Origin of the sequence: Fuscovulum ytuae, assembly GCF_029953595.1 — a bacterium.
Taxonomy (GTDB): Bacteria; Pseudomonadota; Alphaproteobacteria; order Rhodobacterales; family Rhodobacteraceae; genus Paragemmobacter; species Paragemmobacter ytuae.
This window is the reverse complement of the sequence record NZ_CP124535.1, coordinates 2,687,763-2,701,101: the sequence shown is the minus strand read 5'-3', so window position 1 is coordinate 2,701,101 and position 13,339 is coordinate 2,687,763. Positions and strand designations below refer to the sequence as shown.

The 13,339-nt window shown below is 55.5% G+C and carries 16 protein-coding genes; 7 read left to right on the top strand and 9 right to left on the bottom strand.

Annotation, left to right across the window (positions count from 1 at the left end; genetic code table 11):
• Positions 1 to 6: 6 nt before the first annotated feature.
• From mnmE to hemJ, 3 genes are all read right to left on the bottom strand, one after another.
• Positions 7 to 1,281 carry a tRNA uridine-5-carboxymethylaminomethyl(34) synthesis GTPase MnmE gene (gene mnmE, locus QF092_RS12995; protein WP_281464319.1) on the bottom strand — a complete coding sequence of 425 codons (1,275 nt, stop codon included), beginning with the start codon at positions 1,279 to 1,281 and terminating at the stop codon, positions 7 to 9.
• Between the two features lie 27 nt (positions 1,282 to 1,308).
• On the bottom strand, positions 1,309 to 2,580 hold the full coding sequence (gene rho, locus QF092_RS12990) for a transcription termination factor Rho (protein WP_281464318.1): 1,272 nt from the start codon (positions 2,578 to 2,580) through the stop codon (positions 1,309 to 1,311).
• A 140-nt stretch (positions 2,581 to 2,720) separates the two neighbouring features.
• Positions 2,721 to 3,170 carry a protoporphyrinogen oxidase HemJ gene (hemJ, locus tag QF092_RS12985; RefSeq protein ID WP_281464317.1) on the bottom strand — a complete coding sequence of 150 codons (450 nt, stop codon included), beginning with the start codon at positions 3,168 to 3,170 and terminating at the stop codon, positions 2,721 to 2,723.
• 413 nt (positions 3,171 to 3,583) lie between these two features.
• Between hemJ and QF092_RS12980 the strand changes: the two genes are divergently transcribed.
• The 4 genes from QF092_RS12980 to dnaQ are packed head-to-tail and all read left to right on the top strand — an operon-like array spanning position 3,584 to position 6,303.
• On the top strand, positions 3,584 to 4,180 hold the full coding sequence (locus tag QF092_RS12980) for a Maf family protein (RefSeq protein ID WP_281464316.1): 597 nt from the start codon (positions 3,584 to 3,586) through the stop codon (positions 4,178 to 4,180).
• Complete coding sequence (locus tag QF092_RS12975) at positions 4,177 to 5,016, top strand: shikimate dehydrogenase (RefSeq protein ID WP_281464315.1); 840 nt, start codon at positions 4,177 to 4,179, stop codon at positions 5,014 to 5,016. Before QF092_RS12980 ends, QF092_RS12975 begins: the two co-directional genes overlap by 4 nt.
• Positions 5,013 to 5,606, top strand: a complete 594-nt coding sequence (coaE, locus tag QF092_RS12970; protein WP_281464314.1) for a dephospho-CoA kinase — start codon at positions 5,013 to 5,015, stop codon at positions 5,604 to 5,606. Before QF092_RS12975 ends, coaE begins: the two co-directional genes overlap by 4 nt.
• Positions 5,599 to 6,303 carry a DNA polymerase III subunit epsilon gene (dnaQ, locus tag QF092_RS12965; RefSeq protein ID WP_281464313.1) on the top strand — a complete coding sequence of 235 codons (705 nt, stop codon included), beginning with the start codon at positions 5,599 to 5,601 and terminating at the stop codon, positions 6,301 to 6,303. The genes coaE and dnaQ overlap by 8 nt, the downstream gene beginning before the upstream one ends.
• 28 nt (positions 6,304 to 6,331) lie before the next feature.
• Here the strand turns inward: dnaQ and secB are convergent, their stop codons facing one another.
• Positions 6,332 to 6,841, bottom strand: coding sequence for a protein-export chaperone SecB (gene secB / locus QF092_RS12960; protein ID WP_281464312.1), 510 nt, complete (start codon positions 6,839 to 6,841; stop codon positions 6,332 to 6,334).
• 59 nt (positions 6,842 to 6,900) lie between these two features.
• A complete protein-coding gene (locus QF092_RS12955) occupies positions 6,901 to 7,383 on the bottom strand; it encodes an FxsA family protein (RefSeq protein WP_281464311.1) in 483 nt (160 codons plus the stop codon).
• A gap of 144 nt (positions 7,384 to 7,527) precedes the next feature.
• On the opposite strand from QF092_RS12955, the gene QF092_RS12950 reads away from it, so the two are divergent.
• From QF092_RS12950 to QF092_RS12940, 3 genes are read left to right on the top strand one after another with little or no spacing between them, the layout of a single operon-like run.
• Positions 7,528 to 8,193, top strand: coding sequence for a Tim44/TimA family putative adaptor protein (locus QF092_RS12950; RefSeq protein ID WP_281464310.1), 666 nt, complete (start codon positions 7,528 to 7,530; stop codon positions 8,191 to 8,193).
• A complete protein-coding gene (gene mltA, locus QF092_RS12945; protein ID WP_281464309.1) occupies positions 8,193 to 9,212 on the top strand; it encodes a murein transglycosylase A in 1,020 nt (339 codons plus the stop codon). Before QF092_RS12950 ends, mltA begins: the two co-directional genes overlap by 1 nt.
• On the top strand, positions 9,212 to 9,826 hold the full coding sequence (locus tag QF092_RS12940) for a Smr/MutS family protein (RefSeq protein ID WP_281464308.1): 615 nt from the start codon (positions 9,212 to 9,214) through the stop codon (positions 9,824 to 9,826). The genes mltA and QF092_RS12940 overlap by 1 nt, the downstream gene beginning before the upstream one ends.
• Positions 9,827 to 9,832: 6 nt before the next feature.
• Here QF092_RS12940 and QF092_RS12935 read toward each other — a convergent pair whose 3' ends face one another.
• The 4 genes from QF092_RS12935 to trxA form a co-directional block, all read right to left on the bottom strand.
• On the bottom strand, positions 9,833 to 10,933 hold the full coding sequence (locus QF092_RS12935; protein ID WP_281464307.1) for an alpha/beta hydrolase: 1,101 nt from the start codon (positions 10,931 to 10,933) through the stop codon (positions 9,833 to 9,835).
• A gap of 70 nt (positions 10,934 to 11,003) precedes the next feature.
• A complete protein-coding gene (hslU, locus tag QF092_RS12930) occupies positions 11,004 to 12,302 on the bottom strand; it encodes an ATP-dependent protease ATPase subunit HslU (protein ID WP_281464306.1) in 1,299 nt (432 codons plus the stop codon).
• Between the two features lie 7 nt (positions 12,303 to 12,309).
• Positions 12,310 to 12,867, bottom strand: coding sequence for an ATP-dependent protease subunit HslV (hslV, locus tag QF092_RS12925; protein ID WP_281464305.1), 558 nt, complete (start codon positions 12,865 to 12,867; stop codon positions 12,310 to 12,312).
• 96 nt (positions 12,868 to 12,963) lie between these two features.
• Positions 12,964 to 13,290 (bottom strand): thioredoxin, encoded by a 327-nt coding sequence (gene trxA, locus QF092_RS12920; protein ID WP_281464304.1) that lies wholly within the window; start codon positions 13,288 to 13,290, stop codon positions 12,964 to 12,966.
• Positions 13,291 to 13,339: the final 49 nt, after the last annotated feature.

The following is a 13,339-nucleotide window of genomic DNA, read 5'->3' as shown; positions in this document are numbered from 1 at the left end:
ACACCCTCACTTCCCGATGCAAAAGCTGGAAAAAATCTCATCCAGCAGCGACTCGACATCTATATGGCCAAGAAGCGATTCCAAAGCCCGGATGGACACCCGCAACTCATCTGCTGCAATCTCTGCGCGATCCGGACCTTTTTCTACTTCATTCAGTGCCGATTCCATAGCGCGGATCGCACGCTCGATTGCAATTCGGTGCCTTTCTCTCGTAACGATTCCGGCTCCAGCGGTCATATTCCTAAGCCGATCTGCAATGTTGCCGATCAGCTCATCGATACCTTTTCCAGAAAGTCCTGAAACACCTTCACCACCGAGATCTGCCTTGCCACGGACCACTATATCGCCCGTTGCGGGCGCCAGTTCTGTGATTGCCTCGTTACTCAAAAGGAAAATTCGTAAATCCGCATCCCGCGCCCGACGCAGTGCCAGATCAACGCCCTTCCGTTCGACAATATCATCCGTTTCACGTAATCCAGCGGTATCTAAGAGAGTCACAGCCAGACCTTCGACGTTCATTCGAACTTCAATCACGTCCCTGGTCGTTCCAGCTATTTCTGATGTGATCGCGGCCTCTCGTCCCGCCAACGCGTTAAGAAGAGTGGACTTCCCTGCATTCGGTGCACCCACGATGGCAACCTCGAAACCATCCCTGATCCTCTCTGCTGCACGGCTACCCCTCACTTCGGCGCGAAGATCCGAAAGTACGCTTTGAATCAATGAAACCACCTCTGGCCCCACGTCCATGGGTACATCTTCATCTGCAAAATCAATCGTTGCCTCTATCAACGCAGCAGCTCGTATCAATCGCGAACGCCACTGTTCGGCACGTCTCCCGATAACCCCCGATAGAATGCGTACCGCTTGCCGTCTCTGCGCCTCGGTCTCCGCATCAATCAAGTCGGCCAACCCCTCGACCTGCGTAAGGTCGAGTCGGCCATTTTCGAGGGCGCGCCGCGTGAACTCTCCCGCCTCAGCAAGGCGCAGACCGGGAATTTTGCTAAGAACCCGAGTCACTGCTTCAACGACAGCCAACGACCCATGCAAATGGAACTCAGCCACAGCTTCGCCAGTGAAGCTTTCCCCCTCCGGAAATACTAGTATCAGAGCCTCATCAAGAACCTCTCCCCGCCAGACCAGCTTGCGGAGTGATGCAGTTCGGGGCTTCGGACAGGAGCCTGTCAAAGATATGACGGCATCAAAGGCTTTTGGGCCTGAAACCCGCAACACCGCCACACCGGCCTTGCCACGCGCGCTGGCTAAGGCATAGATTGTGTCCATTCTCGTTAATCCTTTGATTCAAAACACTTATGTGTTCATCGAATCGAAGAACTCTGAATTCGTCTTTGTCTGCTTCAGCTTGGACAGAAGGAACTCAATCGCGTCAGTTGTTCCCATGGGATTCAAGATTCGGCGCAAAACGTAGGTCTTCTGAAGATCAACCTTATCGACAAGAAGATCCTCCTTCCGCGTTCCAGACTTCAAAATATCAATCGCCGGGAACACCCTCTTATCGGCAACTTTGCGATCCAGAACAATCTCGCTGTTACCTGTTCCTTTGAACTCTTCAAAGATCACTTCGTCCATGCGGCTACCTGTATCAATCAAGGCTGTAGCGATGATCGTCAGAGATCCACCCTCTTCAATGTTCCGTGCCGCACCAAAGAAGCGCTTAGGACGCTGCAAGGCGTTTGCATCGACACCACCAGTAAGCACTTTGCCAGACGATGGCACGACCGTGTTGAACGCCCGACCAAGTCTCGTGATGGAATCAAGAAGGATCACAACATCCCGCTTATGTTCAACGAGACGCTTCGCTTTCTCGATCACCATCTCCGCCACGGCAACGTGACGAGTTGCCGGTTCGTCAAAGGTCGATGAAACAACCTCACCCTTAACCGATCGCTGCATGTCGGTAACTTCTTCCGGTCGTTCGTCGATCAAAAGAACGATCAGATAGCACTCAGGATGGTTCTTCTCGATGGAATGCGCGATGTTCTGTAGTAGGACGGTCTTCCCCGTTCTCGGCGGCGCCACGATCAATGCGCGCTGCCCCTTACCAATCGGGCAGACAAGATCAATGATCCGGGCCGAACGATCCTTGATGGTCGGGTCTTCGATTTCCATCTTCAACCGCTCATCAGGGTAGAGAGGCGTCAGGTTGTCGAAGTGAACCTTGTGCCGGGCCTTTTCCGGATCATCAAAGTTGATCTTCGTTGCCTTGACCAGACTGAAATACCGCTCATTTTCCCGCGGCGCCTGAATGACACCTTCGATCGAATCTCCGGTTCTCAGGGAGAACTGGCGGATCATGTCCGGGCTTACATAGATGTCATCCGGACCAGGCAGATAATTTGCCTCTGGGCTGCGAAGGAACCCGAAACCGTCCTGCAAAACCTCAAGAACGCCGTCGCCGCCGATCTCGAAACCTTCTTCCGCATGCTCCTTCAAAATCTGGAACATCATTTCACCCTTCCGCATGGAAGGCGCGTTCTCGATCTCCCACTCTTCGGCCATGGCCAATAGATCAGCAGGTGTCTTGGCCTTAAGGTCGGAAAGATTCAAACGTTCAGTGCTCATGTGGAAAAAGGTCCATAAGGAGCACGCCAAAGGCGCACCGGTGTCGTTATGTCATGCGGAAGACGCGTTGGGCCGGACGGCCCCGCAATCCGCGACATACGGACGACAGTCCCAAAAGTCAACGTCCACAACTGAGGAGTTCAAAACTTAACAATCACCGAAAAAACGATGATCAGCAGAAGGATCGTCGGAACTTCATTCATGATGCGGTATTGGCGCCCGGTCAGCATATTGTCGCCCCGCATGAAGTCTTTTCGGCGCAAGCCAAGCCAGTGATGAAACCAAGTCATCCCAAGAACAGCGGCCGCCTTTGTCCAAGGCCAAACCTCACTCCAGACAACAATCCCAGGCGTAAGCACCAATGCGAGTCCAAAGACCCAAGTCGCCACCATTGCCGGGTTCATGATGGCACGTAGAAGTCGGCGCTCCATTGTCTGAAACAACGTATCCGTTGGTGTCGAAGCCTGAACCACCTCTACATGATAAACGAACAATCTTGGCAGATAGAACAGCCCAGCCATCCATGAGATGACAGAGACAACGTGAAACGCCTTTGTCCAAAGATACCAATCCGCTAGAAAATCGCTCATCCCACCCGCCTTCTGAGTCCTCTACCTCTTCTTAACAATAAGATTAGAAAAGAGAATGATGATGATGTTGAGGTTGTGGAAACTAGAATTTCCCTGTTCATCCTGTGTTTCATCCACAGCACAATGCCTGTGGATATTTCTGGAGAAAAGTGCTTCCAGAGTCGATCAAGGAAAAAAATATAATATATTCAAAGTGATACGGTAAATGATTCCTTCAAGATACCCACAGCACAGCGGCTTCGAATGTCCCAAGGGGACATTGTCCAGAAGGAAGGAAAGTCTGCACCCACAAGTGGACAAGTTTCTTGGGGTCGAAGAAATATCCCCTGACCGATAGGGTTCTCCGGCACCTGCTAAGAACAGGCCACAAGGTGGCAGCAAGAACATAAAGAGAGTTTCCACAGGATTTCCCCATGCAGAAGATTATCCTTGCATCAGCGTCTTCTATTCGGCGGCAAATGCTGGAAAATGCAGGTGTTCCTGTCGAATGTATTGCTGCCCGCGTGGATGAAGACTCCGTCCGCCGTTCATTAGAGGCGGATGCGGCGAAACCAAGGGATATCGCCGACACGCTTGCGGAAATGAAGGCAAGAAAGCTAGCGGAACGTCTCCCGGACGCGGTTGTGATCGGAGCTGATCAGGTTCTGGAACTTGACGGCAAGGTATGGGGAAAACCGGAAACGGCTGATGCAGCGCGGGCACAGTTACAGATGCTTCGAGGGCGAACCCACGGTCTGATTTCAGCCGTCGTGCTATATCATGAAGCAAAGCCCATCTGGCGACATGTGGAAGAGGCCAAGCTAACGATGCGCGCGTTCTCGGACGCCTATCTAGACGATTATCTGTCGCGTAACTTTGGCGATGTCCGCCATAGCGTGGGGGCGTATCAACTCGAACGAGAAGGTGCCCGCCTTTTCGCAAAGGTGGATGGAAATCACTTCACTGTCTTGGGACTGCCCCTCTTGCCCCTCTTGAACTATCTTTCGCAGAGGGGTTTCATTCCCGAATGACCGAACATCCGCGCATCCCTCTGGCCGCTGTTATTGGTTCGCCAATCGCGCACAGCCGATCTCCGGCTCTGCATGGCTACTGGCTTAAGCGGTATGGCATCAAGGGCTTCTACATACCCATGGATGTCGCACAGGTGGATTTGCAGGATGTGCTTCGGATGATGCCGAAAATGGGCTTCGTCGGTGCAAATGTGACGATTCCCCATAAAGAGGCGATCCTCAATATCGCTGATGTCATCACGGACCGCGCCGCGCTGATCGGTGCTGCAAATACGCTGATCTTCCGGAAAGATGGAAAGATTCAAGCCGACAATACCGATGGCGCAGGCTTTATCGCTAACCTTCGCCAGTCTGCCCCTCATTGGGTGCCGTCGGCCGGACCAGCGGCAGTTTTCGGTGCTGGTGGCGCAGCTCGCGCAGTGATCGCCGCTCTGATCGAAGTTGGCGTTCCTGAAATCCGTCTTGCAAACCGGACTCGCGCCCGGGCCGATGCACTGCGATCAGACTTCGGGGCGAAGGTCCATGTCCACGAATGGGTGCAAGCCGATACCATGATCGATGGCTCTGCTACCGTCGTGAACACGACCTCTCTTGGAATGACGGGAAAGCCCGATCTCGTCCTTCCACTCGGATCGTTGTCACCACATGCTTTGGTTACTGACCTCGTCTATACTCCGTTAAAGACGCAATTCCTGATCGAGGCAGAGGAACGGGGTGCCACGGTCGTCGATGGTCTTGGCATGCTATTACATCAGGCGGCGCCAGGCTTTGAAAGATGGTTTGGGCAACGCCCCGACGTGGATGACGCCACAAGAGTAGCGGTCCTATCGGCATGAACGCATTCCGTCTTGGCCTGACTGGGTCGATTGGTATGGGAAAGTCCACAACAGCCGCTCTATTCGCGGATGAAGGCATCCCGGTTTGGGATGCAGATGCATCCGTCCATAGTCTTTACGCAACGGGTGGCAGGGCTGTTGAACCCGTGTCTGCGATCTGCCCTGCCGCGCTGGTTGATGGATCGATCGATCGATCCGCGCTCAAGTTGTGGATTGCATCTGACCCATCTGCCTTGAAGCGTCTTGAAAGCATAGTTCACCCTCTCGTTGCCAAAGATCGCGCCACCTTCCTAACAACCGCAACCTCCGACATCGTCGTTTTTGACATTCCGCTTCTGTTCGAAAAGGGAACCGAGTCCGAAATGGATGCAACGGTCCTCGTTACGGCACCACTATGCCTGCAGCGCCGCAGGGTTCTTTCGCGGCCCGGAATGACAGAGGAACAGTTTTCCGCAATCCTTGCGCGGCAGATGCCTGACGCTGAGAAAAGATCTCGGGCCACCCATATAATCGAGACTCTAAACCTAGACGCTGCGCGCGCCTGTGTTCGCGCGCTTATTGCTTTTATCCGGGAAGAACGCGATGCGTGAAATCGTCATGGATACCGAAACCACGGGTCTTGAGCCGGGCGAAGGACACCGCATCGTCGAAATCGGCGCGGTAGAGCTGTTCAACCACCTCCCGACAGGACGCACATATCATCAATACATCAACCCTCAGCGCAGCATGCCGAAGGAAGCTTTTGATGTGCATGGCCTTGGCGATGACTTTCTCCGTGACAAACCTGTGTTCAAGGCCATCGCTCCGGCGTTCTTGGACTTCATCGGCGACGCAACGCTGGTGATTCATAACGCGTCATTCGACATGAAGTTCATCAATGCGGAACTGCAGGCTGCTGGGTTAAACCCCTTACCCATGAGCCGGGCTTTGGATACCGTTGCGGTTGCAAGGCGGAAATTTCCAGGCGCGCCTGCCTCTCTCGACGCGCTATGCCGTCGTTTTGGTGTCGACAATTCTGCGCGTGAAAAGCATGGCGCATTGCTCGACAGTGAAATCCTCGCCGAAGTTTATCTGGAACTGATCGGCGGCCGTCAGCCGGACTTCGTTCTTGCGGCGGGGAACGAAACCTCTACCCCGACTGCCAAGGTTTCGACGGCTGCCGAAACTTGGCGCCCGCGCCCGCGCCCGGCACCGCTTGCCTCAAGACTGCACCCATCAGAGGCGAATGCGCATGAAGCTTTCGTCGAAAAATTGGGGGACAATGCGATATGGAAAAGGCGCGCATAATACTGCGCGCCTTATCTTCCAAACGAACTTAGTTGACAGCGGTCTGCGCCTGCGCGGCCTGCGAACGCCGGGCCAGTTCTTGGCGATACAGGGTCACGAAATCAACCGTATCGATATTCAATGCCGGGAATCCGCCGTCACGCGTCACGTCCGAAATGATCCGCCGCACAAAGGGGAACACAAGGCGCGGACATTCGATCAGGAGAAACGGATGAAGCTGTTCGTCAGGGACGCCTTCGACATGAAAAATCGCGCCATATTCGATTTCCAGAAGGAACAGCGTTTCACCATTCGTCTTGTTCTTTGACGTACAACGGTATTTCGAGATCACGTCATATTGGTGATCGACTGGCCGCTTCCGCGCATCAAGGCTCACGGCGATCTGGATATCCGGCTGCACATCACCGGATGACACGCCCTTCTTGGCGACCATGTTTTCGAATGACATGTCACGGATAAACTGTGCCAGCACCTGCATGCGGATCTGCGGCTGGCCTTGGCCTGCAACGGTTTCGCCGGACTCGGTCTCTTCGGCCATTCCTGACCCTCCCTGTCGAACTGCGGTCGTGGCGTTCCTATCAGGAAGGGGCATGCGCCTCAATGCCTTGTCCAACCTGAGGGGCGATCCTTCGGCATCGGGGATTTAGGCCCGTCGGCTTCAACCTCAACGAATTCCCCATCGATGACGATCCCGTCACTGCGGCGTGCGGGTTGGTCGGATTGCATCGACACGACGGCCATTTTCCTGCTCGCCGCCGAGATCAAAGCCGAACGAACGGGGGAAAACAGAAGCAGAAGGCCAAGCGCATCTGTCAAAAAACCAGGAAGGATCAGCAAAAGCGCGGCCAACGCCTTTAGGATCCCGTCGCCAACAGCCCCTACCGGGTCGCGCATACGGGCCATTTCACCCCGCAAACGTGTAGCATTGCTCAGACCCAGCCGCCGCAAAAGCACGACGCCACCAATTCCCGTTCCGACGACGATCAAGAGCGTCCACCACAGACCGATTGCCCCGCCGACCACGACAAAAAGCGCAATCTCGATCAGTGGCCACATCAAAAGAACGACGATGGCAGGCATTTGATGATCCTCTTGACCATTTCAGAAGGCTTTCATTGGTAGGCGGCATGGACACGCGCCACCATGACCCCTACATAAGGGCCTGATACACCTTATACCAACCCCAAGCCCTGCCGCAGTGTGGCATCGCATCCAGAGGTTCCAATGAGTTCTTCCCTGATCCAGTTACTGGTTCTGGCCGGGATCGCCATTTTCCTGATCCTGAAGCTGCGTTCCGTTTTGGGAACGCGGGAAGGCTTTGAAAAGCCGCCTATCCCGCTTGAAGAAGTGCGGACCGCCGCAAAGCCCCGCCGCGATTTTGAAGTCATCGAAGGCGGTCCGGATCGTGATATTACTGACCATGTGGCTGATGGATCAGATGCGGCAAAAGCACTTGCCGGGATGAAAATGGCCGAACCGGGGTTCAGCGTTTCATCGTTCCTTTCGGGTGCGCGTGGCGCCTATGAGATGATACTTATGGCCTACGAAAAAGGTGAGGTCGATAAGGTTCGCGCCTTCCTTTCTCCCGAAGTAGCCGACACCTTTGACGAAGCGATCCGTCATCGCGAAGAGCAAGGGCTTCATGTCGAGGCAAATTTTGTAGGCCTCCGCGAACTTGCTTTGCATGACGCCACATTCGACCGAACCTCTCGCGAGGCAGAGGTTACTGTGCGTTTCGTTGGTGAACTCACCTCTGTGGTGAAAAACGCTTCGGGTGAGATTGTCGAAGGCAGCCCGACTGAGATCAAGCGTCAGCGCGATATCTGGACCTTTGCCCGCAAGATGGGGTCCAGCGATCCGAACTGGCATCTTGTCGCCACCGGAGATTGATGCGCGCTCGCCTTTTAGCGGCTATTATGCTGGTCGCCATGACGACCAGCCAAGCATCTGCCGAAATCCTGCGCTTTTCCGATCTTGAAGGATGGGATCAGGATAATCACGTTGAGGCACTCGAGTCCTTCAGGGCCACTTGCGACCTGATGGCAGATCCCGATTGGATTCCAATTTGCAACCTTGCCGGCGATGCAGGATCAACGGCTGCGGCGGCTCGCCAGTTTTTCGAGTTGTTTTTTCGTCCAGTCGTCATCGGGAAACCACCCGCGCTTTTCACCGGCTATTTTGAACCCGAACTCGAAGGATCACCGGTTCGCACGCCGCGCTTTGCATGGCCGATCTATCGCCGTCCGCCAGAATTGCGGGATGGTCAGGTTTTTCACAGCCGCGCCGCGATCGAAGCGGGCATTCTACGAGGTCGCGGGCTTGAACTGGCATGGCTGGATGATCCTGTCGATGTCTATTTCCTTCAAGTCCAAGGATCCGGTCGGATAAGAATGCCGGATGGGCGCGTGATGCGGGTTGGGTATGCGGGTCGCAATGGTCATGCCTATCGCTCGGTCGGGCAGGAGTTGGTACGCCGCGGCACGCATAGTATGGATCAGGTTTCCGCGCAGGAAATAGCATCTTATGTGCGAAATCAGTCGGGTAGCGAATTATTGAACATCAATCCCTCATACGTCTTTTTCCGCCCGATCGATGACGTAGCACCTGAGAACGGACCCATCGGGGCAATGGGCCGCTCGATTACCGCGCTACGATCGGTTGCTATCGATCCGGCATTTACACCACTTGGTGCGCCGGTTTGGATTGAAAAGGCGGGGGCGAACCCAATCCGCAGCTTGATGATTGCGCAGGACACCGGCGGTGCGATCAAGGGGCCGCAAAGGGCAGACATTTTCTATGGAACCGGCCGCGTGGCCGGCGAGTCTGCCGGAACGATCAAGGATGGCGGAAGGATGGTTGTCCTTCTGCCAATCGACCGTGCTTATGCAATGTTGCCGGATGGCATGTAATGGCCCGCCGCCGATCCCTACGCCCAGAGGAAGAGGAACTTTGGCAGGCTGTGGCGCGAAGTGCGCGTCCATTGCACCCGAAGGCAAAAGGTCTTCATCGTGGAATAGACGCTGCTGGGCCTACGCCCATAATAGCTTCAGAAACAAAGCCCCGCGACTTGGAAATTCCGAAAAGCTGGTTAGAGCCGTTCAGGCTTGGCCAGAAGGCCAAAGCAACATCGGGGCATGATATCGCGCCGCCCTTGGGCGAAGCGCTCCGCACAGCCCCACTTCAGATGGATGCAAAGCTGCATGGTCGGATGGTGCGTGGCAAGGTGATGCCCGAGGCCCGCATCGACCTGCACGGCATGACCCTTGCCGAAGCCCATCCCGAACTCATCCGCTTCGTATTGAACGCCCAGACGGTCGGACTACGCCTTGTGCTGGTCATCACTGGCAAAGGTAAGCGTGGCGAAGATACCGGGCCCATTCCACAGCGCATGGGGGCCCTTCGCCATCAGGTCCCGCAATGGCTGCGCATGCCCCCCCTGTCCGCAGCTGTTCTTCAGATCAGCGAGGCGCATCTTAGGCATGGTGGATCGGGTGCCTATTACGTCTATCTCCGCAAGCGCTGATCAAGATCAGTTCAGGACATCGCCGGTGATTTCCGCCACAGGGGTCAAGATAATGCGCGTCGCACTTCGCGCAGTCAAAAGCACCCCTGGCAACAAGCCGGCCCTCCCTGCAGCATCATTTCCGAAGGCTTGATCGACATCCCCAATACGGCCCAAAAGTCTAATCAGTGCAGGTGAGGTTCCGGGAACGAAATGGCCTGCGCCTTTTGCAAAGGCCCCGACGTCAAGATATGTCACCTGAAGGTCCGAAATCTGTTCAACATTGTCCAGCGACCCAAGACGTCCCTGTTGGCCCGTAATCATGGCGGATAGGCGTAGAACCCGATCCCGATCTGAACCGAAGATAAGGAAAGGTTGCGGCAAAGCACCGATATCGCGTGCCTGCATTCGGAACACCTCGACGTCGATGTCGGGGGAAATCAGAACCACACCGCGAATTTGCGGCATCACCCGCCCGTTCTGCCGCACAATGTCGCGCAGCGCCTCCATCGAAAGGAAACTACCCATCGAATGAGCAACCAGAATGATACGCGTGGCCCCAGCCGCTACGGTCTCGCGGATCAGAACCTCCAAGCCGGTTCTGGCAAACATGACCGAGTCCCGATCATAGACATAACCCAAAGGTTCCGCCGCCGAAGGCCATGAATAATGCAATGCAACACCCGGCACCTCTAGATCATGGCGCAACTGCGCGATCCGATACAGGCCTTCGGTAAATGTGTTGTTGAACCCATGTACAAAGATGATCGCCTCGCGCCCGTTCTGGTCTAGTGCTGTGCGCAGATCATGACGAAAGTCGGTTTCGGCGCTGTAGATGCGCTGAACCGTTGTCAGAAAATCTGTCGTCGCATTTGGGCGGCCCAGGGCGGGATACTTGATCTCTCCCACCTCTCGCTGCGGTGGGATCGCTACGTCGTAACGTGCGAAGCTCATCTCCTCGGACCTGCCGCTTCCAAAAACGCCTGACTCTTCAATCGCCCGCGTCGTCCCGACAAAGACAGTCGAGATTGGCCCTTCCGCTGCCTCAGGCGGAACAATCACCATAGCGCCACGCGGTGCGCAAGCAGCGAGCATTAGAAATAGGATTGAAAAGACAACGTTGCGCAAAGGCCTTCCTCAACCAACAGGGACAGAGTGATCGGCCCTTGATGTCGAACGGTCAAGCCCGCGCACGACCTTACAGTACGTAACGAGAAATATCCGCCGATCGCGCCAACTGCCCAACATTTGCTTCCACAAAGCCTGCATCGACTGTGACCACTTCTCCCGATCTATCAGGCGCCGAGAATGACAGCTCTTCGAACACGCGCTCCATGATCGTATAAAGCCGCCGCGCCCCTATGTTCTCAACGCTCCGATTGACATCAGCCGCCATCCGCGCCAACGCGGAAATGCCATCCGTGGTAAACGCGACCGAAACGTCTTCCGTCGCCATTAGGGCCGAATATTGCCGCGTAAGGGCGTTATCCGTCTCTGTCAGGATACGAACGAAATCCTCTTCCGTCAGTGGTTGCAACTCCACCCGGATCGGAAGACGCCCCTGTAATTCGGGCAGCAGATCAGAAGGTTTTGCGATATGGAAGGCACCCGATGCAATGAACAGGATATGGTCCGTCTTGACCGGCCCATATTTCGTTGAAACCGTTGTCCCTTCGATCAGTGGCAGCAGATCGCGCTGCACGCCTTCTCGGCTGACATCGGCACCCCGCGCATCCGACCGAGCACAGATCTTGTCGATCTCATCCAAGAAGACGATTCCATTTTCCTGCACGCCATCAAGCGCAGCAGCCTTTACAGCCTCATCATCCAAAAGCTTGTCAGCCTCTTGTCCGATCAGGACGTCATAGCTTTCTGCTACCGTCATCTTCTTGCGCGTAGTTCGTCCGCCAAAGGCTTTGAAAAGGTCCTGCAGGCCCTGCATCTGCATGTCCATCCCATTGCCGCCGGGCATCATGGCAAAGGGGGTAGCATTGTCCTGCACATCCAGTTCGATCACCGTCTGATCCAGCTCGCCACGCTTTAGTTTTTGGCGGAACATTTCTCTCGTCTGCTCGCGCGCGTCTTTTCCGGCCAGCGCTTCAATCACCCGTTCTTCAGCCGCTTTGTGGGCGCGGGCCTTCACCTCATCCCGCATCCGTTGCCGCGTTTCGATCATCGCGGCATCGACCAGATCACGAATGATGCTGTCCACGTCGCGACCGACATAGCCAACTTCCGTAAACTTCGTCGCCTCTACCTTCAGAAACGGGGCCTTTGCCAATTTGGCAAGCCTTCGGCTGATCTCTGTTTTGCCAACCCCGGTTGGTCCGATCATCAGAATGTTTTTAGGGTAAACCTCGTCCCGCAGATCATCGCCCAATTGCTTTCGCCGCCAACGATTACGAAGCGCGACGGCGACGGCGCGCTTGGCATCGCGCTGGCCGATGATGAAACGGTCAAGTTCGGAAACGATCTCGCGCGGGGTCAGATTGGTCATGGTGAAATCACCCCTTGATGGTTTCCACAGTAAGATTGCCATTGGTGTAAACGCAGATATCCGCTGCAATCGCCATTGCTTTACGCGCCACCTGTTCCGCAAGAAAGTCAGTTTCCATCAGCCCGCGCGCCGCCGCCAATGCGAAATTCCCCCCTGAACCGATGGCCGCCACATTGTGCTCAGGCTCCAGAACATCACCCGCACCGGTGATGACAAATAGGTCGCGCCCGTCGGTCACAATCAGCATGGCCTCTAGGTTCCGCAGATACTTGTCCATCCGCCAATCCTTGGCGAGGTCGACGCAAGCCCGCGCCAATTGCCCAGGCGCGGCCTCTAGCTTTTTTTCAAGCCGCTCCAACAGGGTAAAGGCGTCCGCTGTTGAACCAGCAAAGCCGCAGACCACATCCCGACCGCCGGGTGACAGACGCCGCACCTTGCGCGCTGTGCCTTTGATCACGGTTTGCCCAAGGCTGACCTGACCATCACCAGCCACCACGACTTCGCCACCCTTTCGGACGGCCAAGATTGTCGTCCCGTGCCAGCCGGGGAATTTGTCGTCGGACATAGGGGCCTCCTATCTTTTCCGCATATGGGCACGACAGTGGAAAAAGGAAAAGGGCGGCCGCTACGGACCGCCCTACCAATTTCGCAAAGCCCGATCTTAGATCGCCGACTGAATCCAGGTCGCAAGCGCAGCCTTCGGTGCCGCGCCCACCTTGTTCGAAACGACCTGACCATTCTTGAACAGGAACAATGCCGGGATCCCGCGCACACCCAATTGCGCTGGGCTGTCTGGGTTCTCGTCCACATTCACCTTAACGATCTTGACCTTTCCCGCATATTCGGTGGCCAGTTCTTCAAGTGCAGGACCAATCATGCGGCAAGGGCCACACCATTCGGCCCAGAAATCCACTACCACCGGAATGTCCGATTTGCGGACCTCGGCATCAAAAGTGGCATCGGTGACGGCGACGGTCGCAGCGCCCATCTATCATATCTCCTGAAGGGAATGTTGGCCACCGAAGCTAGGGATGACC

Excerpts from the sequence above, each read along its gene's own strand:
- hslU (WP_281464306.1), bottom strand. The coding sequence starts at position 12,302 with ATGACCAATCTGACCCCGCGCGAGATCGTTTCCGAACTTGACCGTTTC.
- dnaQ (WP_281464313.1), top strand. The coding sequence starts at position 5,599 with ATGCGTGAAATCGTCATGGATACCGAAACCACGGGTCTTGAGCCGGGC.
- coaE (WP_281464314.1), top strand. The coding sequence starts at position 5,013 with ATGAACGCATTCCGTCTTGGCCTGACTGGGTCGATTGGTATGGGAAAG.
- trxA (WP_281464304.1), bottom strand. The coding sequence starts at position 13,290 with ATGGGCGCTGCGACCGTCGCCGTCACCGATGCCACTTTTGATGCCGAG.
- QF092_RS12940 (WP_281464308.1), top strand. The coding sequence starts at position 9,212 with ATGGCCCGCCGCCGATCCCTACGCCCAGAGGAAGAGGAACTTTGGCAG.
- mltA (WP_281464309.1), top strand. The coding sequence starts at position 8,193 with ATGCGCGCTCGCCTTTTAGCGGCTATTATGCTGGTCGCCATGACGACC.
- QF092_RS12980 (WP_281464316.1), top strand. The coding sequence starts at position 3,584 with ATGCAGAAGATTATCCTTGCATCAGCGTCTTCTATTCGGCGGCAAATG.
- QF092_RS12975 (WP_281464315.1), top strand. The coding sequence starts at position 4,177 with ATGACCGAACATCCGCGCATCCCTCTGGCCGCTGTTATTGGTTCGCCA.
- QF092_RS12950 (WP_281464310.1), top strand. The coding sequence starts at position 7,528 with ATGAGTTCTTCCCTGATCCAGTTACTGGTTCTGGCCGGGATCGCCATT.
- secB (WP_281464312.1), bottom strand. The coding sequence starts at position 6,841 with ATGGCCGAAGAGACCGAGTCCGGCGAAACCGTTGCAGGCCAAGGCCAG.
- rho (WP_281464318.1), bottom strand. The coding sequence starts at position 2,580 with ATGAGCACTGAACGTTTGAATCTTTCCGACCTTAAGGCCAAGACACCT.
- hemJ (WP_281464317.1), bottom strand. The coding sequence starts at position 3,170 with ATGAGCGATTTTCTAGCGGATTGGTATCTTTGGACAAAGGCGTTTCAC.
- mnmE (WP_281464319.1), bottom strand. The coding sequence starts at position 1,281 with ATGGACACAATCTATGCCTTAGCCAGCGCGCGTGGCAAGGCCGGTGTG.
- hslV (WP_281464305.1), bottom strand. The coding sequence starts at position 12,867 with ATGTCCGACGACAAATTCCCCGGCTGGCACGGGACGACAATCTTGGCC.
- QF092_RS12955 (WP_281464311.1), bottom strand. The coding sequence starts at position 7,383 with ATGCCTGCCATCGTCGTTCTTTTGATGTGGCCACTGATCGAGATTGCG.